Annotated in this window: 7 protein-coding genes and 1 riboswitch; of the genes, 6 read left to right on the top strand and 1 reads right to left on the bottom strand. The window is 70.6% G+C overall.

Annotated elements, in window-relative coordinates:
- Window positions 1-122 precede the first annotated feature (122 nt).
- The 4 genes from dxs (at window position 123) to JKV81_RS07435 (ending at window position 4,475) form a co-directional block, all read left to right on the top strand.
- A complete protein-coding gene (gene dxs, locus JKV81_RS07450; protein ID WP_202075215.1) occupies window positions 123-2,033 on the top strand; it encodes a 1-deoxy-D-xylulose-5-phosphate synthase in 1,911 nt (636 codons plus the stop codon).
- Window positions 2,030-3,424 (top strand): aspartate aminotransferase family protein, encoded by a 1,395-nt coding sequence (locus tag JKV81_RS07445; RefSeq protein ID WP_124275923.1) that lies wholly within the window; start codon window positions 2,030-2,032, stop codon window positions 3,422-3,424. The genes dxs and JKV81_RS07445 overlap by 4 nt, the downstream gene beginning before the upstream one ends.
- 66 nt (window positions 3,425-3,490) lie before the next feature.
- Window positions 3,491-4,111 carry a helix-turn-helix domain-containing protein gene (locus JKV81_RS07440; RefSeq protein ID WP_147982895.1) on the top strand — a complete coding sequence of 207 codons (621 nt, stop codon included), beginning with the start codon at window positions 3,491-3,493 and terminating at the stop codon, window positions 4,109-4,111.
- A 190-nt stretch (window positions 4,112-4,301) separates the two neighbouring features.
- A complete protein-coding gene (locus JKV81_RS07435; RefSeq protein WP_164493677.1) occupies window positions 4,302-4,475 on the top strand; it encodes a DUF6126 family protein in 174 nt (57 codons plus the stop codon).
- A 10-nt stretch (window positions 4,476-4,485) separates the two neighbouring features.
- Here JKV81_RS07435 and JKV81_RS07430 read toward each other — a convergent pair whose 3' ends face one another.
- Window positions 4,486-5,310, bottom strand: coding sequence for a tyrosine-protein phosphatase (locus JKV81_RS07430; protein ID WP_129266714.1), 825 nt, complete (start codon window positions 5,308-5,310; stop codon window positions 4,486-4,488).
- 415 nt (window positions 5,311-5,725) lie between these two features.
- Window positions 5,726-5,886, top strand: a riboswitch (cyclic di-AMP (ydaO/yuaA leader).
- Between the two features lie 3 nt (window positions 5,887-5,889).
- On the opposite strand from JKV81_RS07430, the gene JKV81_RS07425 reads away from it, so the two are divergent.
- Both JKV81_RS07425 and JKV81_RS07420 read left to right on the top strand, forming a co-directional pair.
- Complete coding sequence (locus JKV81_RS07425; RefSeq protein ID WP_129266713.1) at window positions 5,890-6,810, top strand: M23 family metallopeptidase; 921 nt, start codon at window positions 5,890-5,892, stop codon at window positions 6,808-6,810.
- Window positions 6,811-7,000: 190 nt separating this feature from the next.
- Window positions 7,001-7,828, top strand: coding sequence for an SGNH/GDSL hydrolase family protein (locus JKV81_RS07420; protein ID WP_129266712.1), 828 nt, complete (start codon window positions 7,001-7,003; stop codon window positions 7,826-7,828).
- The last annotated feature ends 171 nt before the right edge of the window (window positions 7,829-7,999 follow it).

Below are 7,999 nucleotides of genomic sequence, written 5' to 3'. Positions count from 1 at the left end.
CGTGGAGACCCTCATCGAGGAAGCCATGAAGATCGCGGAGGGTATGGAGGAGGCGGGGACACCCAGTGGGATCCCCGCAGTCACCGTGAGCCGATAACAGGAGCAGAGAGAGGGGCCCGGGCATGACGATGCTGGAATCCATCAAGGGGCCGCAGGATCTCAAGGCACTGAGCCGACCGGAGCTCGGCGAACTCGCCGAGGAGATCAGGGCGTTCCTCATCCGGGCGGTGGCGAGGACAGGCGGTCATCTCGGCCCCAACCTCGGCGTGGTCGAACTCACCATCGCCCTGCACCGGGTCTTCGACTCACCCGTGGACCGCATCCTGTGGGACACCGGACACCAGAGTTACGTGCACAAGCTGCTGACGGGGCGTCAGGACTTCTCCAAGCTGCGCAGCAAGGGCGGCCTCTCCGGCTACCCGTCCCGCGAGGAGTCCGAGCACGACGTCATCGAGAACTCCCACGCCTCCACCGTGCTCGGCTGGGCCGACGGCCTCGCCAAGGCCGACGAGGTGCTGGAGCGCGGGCGTCATGTCGTGGCGGTCATCGGTGACGGGGCCCTCACCGGCGGAATGGCCTGGGAGGCGCTCAACAACATCGCCGCGGCCAGGGACCGCCCGCTGATCATCGTGGTGAACGACAACGAGCGTTCGTACGCCCCGACCATCGGCGGACTCGCCAACCACCTGGCCACCCTGCGCACCACCGACGGCTACGAGCGCTTCCTGTCCTGGGGCAAGGGAGTGCTCCAGCAGACACCGGTCATCGGCGCGCCGCTGTACGGGTCGCTGCACGGCGCGAAGAAGGGGTTCAAGGACACCTTCGCCCCCCAGGGCATGTTCGAGGACCTGGGTCTCAAGTACGTCGGCCCGGTCGACGGGCACGACACCGCGGCCGTCGAGGCCGCACTGCAGCGGGCCAAGCGTTTCCACGGGCCGGTCCTGGTGCACTGCATCACCGAGAAGGGCCGGGGCTTTCCGCCCGCGCTGGCCGACGACGCCGACCGCTTCCACACCGTCGGCAGGATGGACCCGCTGACCTGCGAACCGCTCGTCCTGCCCGCCGCGCCGTCCTGGACCTCCGTCTTCGGCGACGAGATCGCGGAGATCGGAGCCGTACGCCCGGACGTCGTCGCGATCACCGCGGCGATGCTGCACCCGGTCGGGCTGACCCGTTTCGCGCAGGAGTTCCCCGACCGGATCTGGGACGTCGGGATCGCCGAGCAGCACGCTGCGGTCTCGGCGGCGGGCCTGGCCACCGGAGGTCTGCACCCGGTCGTCGCCGTCTACGCGACGTTCCTCAACCGGGCGTTCGACCAGCTGCTGATGGACGTCGCCCTGCACGGGTGCGGGGTGACCTTCGTGCTGGACCGGGCCGGAGTCACCGGGCCCGACGGCCCCTCGCACAACGGCATGTGGGACATGTCCCTGCTCCAGGTCGTCCCCGGGCTCCGCATCGCCGCCCCGCGCGACGCCGACCGGCTGCGTGAGGAGCTGCGCGAGGCCGTCGACGTCGACGACGCGCCGACGGTGATCCGCTTCCCGAAGGAGTCGGTGGGGGAGCCGGTCGCGGCCGTGGGGCGGATCGGCGGGATGGACGTCCTGCACCGGGCCCCGGACGCCGACGTCCTGCTGGTGGCCGTGGGAGTGCTCGCCCCGGTCTGTCTGCAGGCTGCCGACCTGCTCGCCGGATCCGGGATCCGCTGCACGGTCGTCGACCCGCGCTGGGTCAAACCGGTCGACGCGCAGCTGCCCGCGCTGGCGGCACAGCACCGGCTGGTGGCGGTCGTCGAGGACAACAGCAGGTCCGGCGGGGTCGGCTGGGCCGTCGGGCAGGCGCTGCGGGACGCCGGTGTCGACGTACCGCTGCGGACGTACGGCATCCCCGAGCAGTTCCTCGCGCACGCGGGGCGCGGCGAGGTGCTGGCCGAGATCGGGCTCACACCGGTGGAGATCGCCGGAAGCATCAGCGCGGCGCTGGAGCGCCGCACGGCAGCGGGAGAGCGGAACATGCCGAAGGAGAACGGGGCATGAAGGACGAACGGCCGGGCTTCGACCTGGGGCGGCTCCTCGCGGAACGAGGCGCCGAGCGGTACGAGCTGCACACCCGGCACCTCAACCACCAGCTGCCGCGGATGCTCCACACCCTCGGTTTCGACAAGGTCTACGAACGGGCCGAGGGCGCGCACTTCTGGGACGAGGAGGGCAACGACTACCTCGACATGCTCGCCGGCTTCGGCGTGATGGGACTGGGCCGCCACCACCCCGTCGTACGCAAGGCGCTTCACGACGTCCTGGACGCCTCGCTCGCCGACCTCACCCGCTTCGACTGCCAGCCTCTTCCGGGACTGCTCGCCGAGAGGCTGCTGGCGCACAGCCCGCACCTCGACCGGGTCTTCTTCGGCAACAGCGGCACGGAGGCGGTCGAGACCGCGCTGAAGTTCGCCCGGTACGCCACCGGCAAGCCACGGATCCTCTACTGCGACCACGCCTTCCACGGGCTGACCACCGGCTCGCTCTCCGTCAACGGCGAGAAGGGCTTCCGCGACGGGTTCGCGCCCCTGCTGCCCGACACCGCCATCCCGCTCGGCGACCTCGACGCGCTGCGCCGCGAACTGAAGCGCGGGGACGTGGCCGGGCTGGTCGTGGAGCCGATCCAGGGCAAGGGCGTCCACGCCTCGCCTCCCGGCTTCCTGCGGGAGGCACAGGAGCTGCTGCACCGGCACAAGGCCGTGCTCATCGCCGACGAGGTGCAGACCGGGCTCGGCAGGACCGGTGACTTCTACGCGTACCAGCACGAGGAGGGCGTCGAACCCGACCTGCTCTGTGTCGCCAAGGCGCTCTCCGGCGGGTACGTCCCGGTCGGCGCGACGCTCGGCAAGGACTGGATCTTCAAGCGCGTCTACTCCTCGATGGACCGGGTCCTCGTCCACTCCGCTAGCTTCGGGTCCAACGCCCAGGCGATGGCCGCCGGGCTCGCCGTCCTCTCCGTGATGGAGCAGGAGGAGATCGTCGCGAACGCCCGGCGCACCGGTGATCTGCTGCGCGAGCGCCTCGCCGCGCTCGTCGGCCGTTACGAGCTGCTGCACGAGGTGCGCGGCCGGGGCCTGATGATCGGCATCGAGTTCGGCCGGCCGTCCTCCCTCAAGCTCCGCAGCCGCTGGACGATGCTGCAGGCCGCCCGCAAGGGGCTCTTCGCGCAGATGGTGGTGGTGCCGCTGCTGCAGAAGCACCGGATCCTCACCCAGGTCTCCGGCGATCACCTGGAGGTGATCAAGCTGATCCCCCCGCTGGTCATCGGGGAACCGGAGGTGGACCGCTTCGTCACCGCCTTCACCGCCGTCATGGACGACGCGCACAGCGGGGGCGGGCTGATGTGGGACTTCGGCAGGACCCTGGTGAAGCAGGCGGTGGCCAACCGCTGATCCTGGGCTTTTTGCCTATGAGGCAAGTTATTTGCCTCGGAGGAAAGATTAGGGCCCAATGGAGGCATGAATCCTCCTGACGGAGGGGTGGCCGACGAGCTCCCCGGGGTCGCGCCACGCCTACGCGACCTGCGCCGTAACCGCGGCCTCACCCTGGAGGGCGCGGCGGCACGGGCGGGGCTCTCCCCGGCCCACCTCTCCCGGCTCGAAACGGGCCGGAGGCAGCCTTCGCTGCCCATGCTGCTCGGCCTCGCCCGGGTCTACGGTACGACCGTCTCCGAGCTCCTGGGCGAGATGCCGCCCGAACGTGACGCGATCGTCCGCGGCGGAGCACCCGAGGGCGCGCCGCGCGGCACCGAGGCGGGCGGCTGGCTCTACCGCCAGGCCGGAGCGCCGGGACGTGCCATGCAGGCGCTGCACGTCCGTGTCCCCCACGGCGCCGAGAGCGACCTCGTGCGCGTCCACCCCGGGGAGGAATGGCTGTACGTCCTCGACGGCAGGCTCAGGGTCGTGCTCGGCGAGACCGTGCACGATCTCGGCCCGGGGGACAGCGCGCACTTCGACTCGCTCACCCCGCACCGGATCGCCGCGCCCGACACCGGCGGGGCGCGCCTGCTCTTCGTCCACACCCTGCTGCAGAGCCCGGCCGCCGAGCTGTGCCTGGGCGGCGGGACGCACCGGCTCTGATCCCGCCCGCCCGCCCGTACCGACCCGACCACCCGCCGAACCGATTGCGCACCGTCCCGGCCGCGCACCGTCCCGGTTGCGCACCGGGCGGCCGGGTACCGCCCCGACCGGGCACCGGCCGACCGGGCACCCGTCCGACCGAGCGCACCCTTCGTCACCCCGGCCCGAGGGGCCGGAAGAGAGGACCGCCATGTCCGATTCGGAGCACTACGACCCGCTCACCCCGCGCAGGCCCAGGAGCGCGGACACACAGGAGCGGCGGATGCCCCGCGGCGTCGTGATCCGTCTCTTCGCCTACCTGGTGGCCGGACACGTCATCGCGGGCTTCCTCTACCTGCTCTTCACCGTGGCCGGCAAAGGCTGACCGCCCGGCCTCACGCACCCTCGACGAGACGCTCGCGCAGCTTCGCGCGCGTCTCGTCGCTGATCTTCAGCCCTTCGCGGAGATAACGGTCTGTGCCGCCCCAGATCTCGTCGATGGTGTCGAACGCCGCGGCGAGATATTCGGCGCGGGCACCGAAGAGCGGATTGAGCAGTTCCATCACCTCGTCGGACATGCCCACCGCCGAGGTGTCGCTGCGGCGCACCTTGTAGCGACGGTGCGCGTCGTTCGACTTGAGGTAGTCGGCCTCGATGGCCTCCTTGCGGACCCCGACCGCGAGCAGTGAGACCGCGACCGAGAGGCCGGCCCTGTCCTTGCCCGCCGCGCAGTGCATCAGCGCAGGCACGCTGTCCTCGGCCAGCGCGTGCAGCACACGGCTGTGTTCGCCGGTGCGGTCCTTGATGATGGACCGGTACGAGGCCACCATCCGGTCCGTTCCCTTGCCGTCGGCCAGGATCGAGCGCAGCTGCTGGATGTTCCCGTCGCGCACCAGTCGCCAGAACTCCGCGCCGTCCGCCGGGTCGGAGAGAGGAATGCTGACATTCCGGACGCCGGGCAGCTCCACGTCGAGACCGTCGAGCTTGTGGTCGGCGGCGTTGCGGAAGTCGAAGATCGTGTGCAGTCCGAGCCCCGCGAGGAAGGCCGCGTCGGACTCGGTGGCATGGGCGAGGTGGCCGCTGCGGTAGAGGCGCCCGTACCGCACGGTGCTGCCGTCGACGGTCGGAAGTCCGCCGACGTCGCGGAAGTTGCGGACACCGGTCAGGTCGACGTCCGTCGGCTCGGGGCCGACCGGCGGGACCTCTGGCAGCTGCGTCACAAGGGCTCCTGGAGTGTCGGGCGTCGGCGCCGCTCGCCGACGGGGGCACGCCCGCGACGATACGACATGGGTGCATCGGGCAACCGGCTCGGTGGCCGTGGCTCCGGGCTCTCCGGCGGAACGGCGGTCGCGTCATGTCCGTATTGGTGCATTTAGCAGAACATGCCCCGCTTGTACGGGAGATGGTGTGAGGCGGGTGAGCGGGATCATATCCGTGACGGTGCGTGGTGAAGATCCTGAGGGGTATTCCTGACGCCGTGCGGAAAGCCAAGATCCGTAATCCACGGAGTGTGACGGGAATTTCGCGCCGGAATTGAAGCGCCGATTCCGGTTCACAATCCACGGCTTGTTCGCGGCGTCCCGGCTCGCTTACGGTCACGGTCAATCCGGACGGAACGCCTAATCCTGCCGCCGCCCGGAATCCGCACCGACTCACGTGTGGCAGGAGCGGGGGAACCAGGTAAGCCGCCGGCCGGAGGGATCCGGTACGGCTAGGGGTCAAGTCGCGCACCGCGCGGCCGGGCATCTCCAGTCCGAACCCGACAGCTCACCTCGCAGGCGCCGGAGAGGAAAAGCCCCATGCCCGCAAAAGGCAAGCACCGTCGTACGAAGACCGGCCCGATCTCCCGAGGCGTCCTTGCCGCAGGGACCGGCGGCGCCGTACTCGCCCTCCCGCTGATCGGCGCGACCGGCGCCCACGCGGCCGAGCAGTCCGCGCCGGCCGCCACGTCCGCCGCCGCGCACAGCGCCTCGGCCTCCGCCCCCGCCGCGAAGAGCGCCCCGAAGACCTACTCCGTGGTCTCCGGCGACTACCTGGCCAAGATCGCGGCCGAGAAGAAGGTCAAGGGCGGCTGGCAGAAGCTGTACCAGGACAACCGCGACGTCGTCGGCGAGAACCCGAGTCTGATCCTCCCGGGCATGAAGCTGACCCTCGGCGCCAAGGCGTCCGGCTCCGCCGAGGCCGCGCCCTCCACGGCCGCCCCGTCGGCGGCGAAGAAGGCCGCTCCGGCCGAGAAGACCGCTGCCCCGGCCGAGAAGACGGCTGCTCCGGCCGCCGAGACCGCCGACTCCGGCGCGTCGGAGAGCACCGGTTCCGGCTGGGCCGCCCCGGTCGAGAACCCCAACGTCACCACTCAGTACCGCGCCTCGGGCGCCAGCTGGTCCAGCGGCTACCACACCGGCTCCGACTTCCAGGCGGCCTCCGGCACCAGCGTCCGCTCCATCGGTCCGGGCACCGTGGTCTCCGCGGGCTGGAGTGGTTCGTACGGCAACGAGGTCGTCATCCAGCACGAGGACGGCATGTACTCCCAGTACGCGCACCTGTCCTCGCTGGAGGTCTCGGCCGGCCAGACCGTCACCGGCGGCCAGCAGATAGGCCTCTCCGGCACCACCGGCAACTCCACCGGCCCGCACCTCCACTTCGAGGTCCGGACCGGCCCGAGCTACGGCTCCGACGTCGACCCGATCGCCTACCTGCGTTCGCACGGCGTCTCCATCTGAGACACACCGGCCGAGGACGCCCTCCCGGCTGAGGGCTGAAGGCTGAAGGGAGAGGGGCGGTGCGCAGCGGCGCACCGCCCCTCTCCTTATTCCGGCTTTACCAAAAACTGACCGGGTGGTCTTTCTCACCACCCGTCAACCCCTTATTACGGTCGCGTAGGTCACAATCGAAGGTGCAAGATAAGCGCTTGTGGCAGACGATTCGAGAAACAGAACACGCGGCATCATCGGGTCGTACGCAGCGATTGGCGACAGCTTCACCGAGGGCGTCGGAGACCCCGGCCCCGGCGGGACGCTCGTCGGCTGGGCCGACCGGTTCGCGGTCCTCCTGGCGGACCAGCTCCCGGGCCCCGATGCGGTGGTCGGCCCCGTCGACGACACGCACGGGAATTTCCGGTACGCCAATCTCGCCGTACGCGGACGCCTCCTCGACCAGATAGTCGAGGAACAGGTCCCGCGCGCCAAGGAGCTGGCACCTGATCTGGTGAGCTTCTGCGCGGGCGGCAACGACATCCTCCGTCCTGGTTCCGACCCGGACGACGTGGCGGAACGCTTCGAGCGGGCCGTCGCCGATCTGACCCAGGCGGTCGGCACCGTCATGGTCACCACCGGCTTCGACACCCGTGGCATCCCCGTGCTCAAGCATCTGCGGGGCAAGATCGCCACGTACACCGCGCATGTCCGGTCCATCGCCGACCGTTACGACTGCCCGGTGCTGGACCTGTGGTCCCTGCGCTCCGTGCAGGACCGGCGGGCCTGGGACAACGACCGGCTCCACCTCTCGGCGGAGGGGCACACCCGCGTCGCACTGCGGGCCGCCCAGGTCCTCGGCCTCGACGTACCCGCCGACCCCGACCAGGTGTGGCCCCCGCAGGCACAGCGCGGGGCGCTCGAGGTCCGGCGCGACGACATCCAGTGGGCACGCGAATACCTCGTGCCGTGGATCGGCCGCCGACTGCGCGGCGAGTCCTCCGGGGACCACGTCGAGGCCAAGCGCCCCGACCTGCTGCCGCTCTGACGGCTCGGCCGGTGACCTGTCGTCAGGGGCCGGCCAGGGGGCGCCGGCGCCTGGCCGGGCCCGGGGACGTGAGTCCGTCCGGTGCGGGCTCCCGCAGCGGGCGGGCGGGTTCCCCCACCGGACGGGCGGGTGCCCCTAGGGCCTGTCTTCAAAGAGTCATATCCACATCAG

The organism is Streptomyces silvae (genome assembly GCF_016745505.1).
In the GTDB taxonomy this organism is placed as follows: domain Bacteria; phylum Actinomycetota; class Actinomycetes; order Streptomycetales; family Streptomycetaceae; genus Streptomyces; species Streptomyces silvae.
Note: the sequence above shows the minus strand (reverse complement) of the source record. Positions and strands in the feature narration are given on the sequence as shown.

Excerpts from the sequence above, each read along its gene's own strand:
- dxs (WP_202075215.1), top strand. The coding sequence starts at position 123 with ATGACGATGCTGGAATCCATCAAGGGGCCGCAGGATCTCAAGGCACTG.
- JKV81_RS07445 (WP_124275923.1), top strand. The coding sequence starts at position 2,030 with ATGAAGGACGAACGGCCGGGCTTCGACCTGGGGCGGCTCCTCGCGGAA.
- JKV81_RS07440 (WP_147982895.1), top strand. The coding sequence starts at position 3,491 with ATGAATCCTCCTGACGGAGGGGTGGCCGACGAGCTCCCCGGGGTCGCG.
- JKV81_RS07435 (WP_164493677.1), top strand. The coding sequence starts at position 4,302 with ATGTCCGATTCGGAGCACTACGACCCGCTCACCCCGCGCAGGCCCAGG.
- JKV81_RS07425 (WP_129266713.1), top strand. The coding sequence starts at position 5,890 with ATGCCCGCAAAAGGCAAGCACCGTCGTACGAAGACCGGCCCGATCTCC.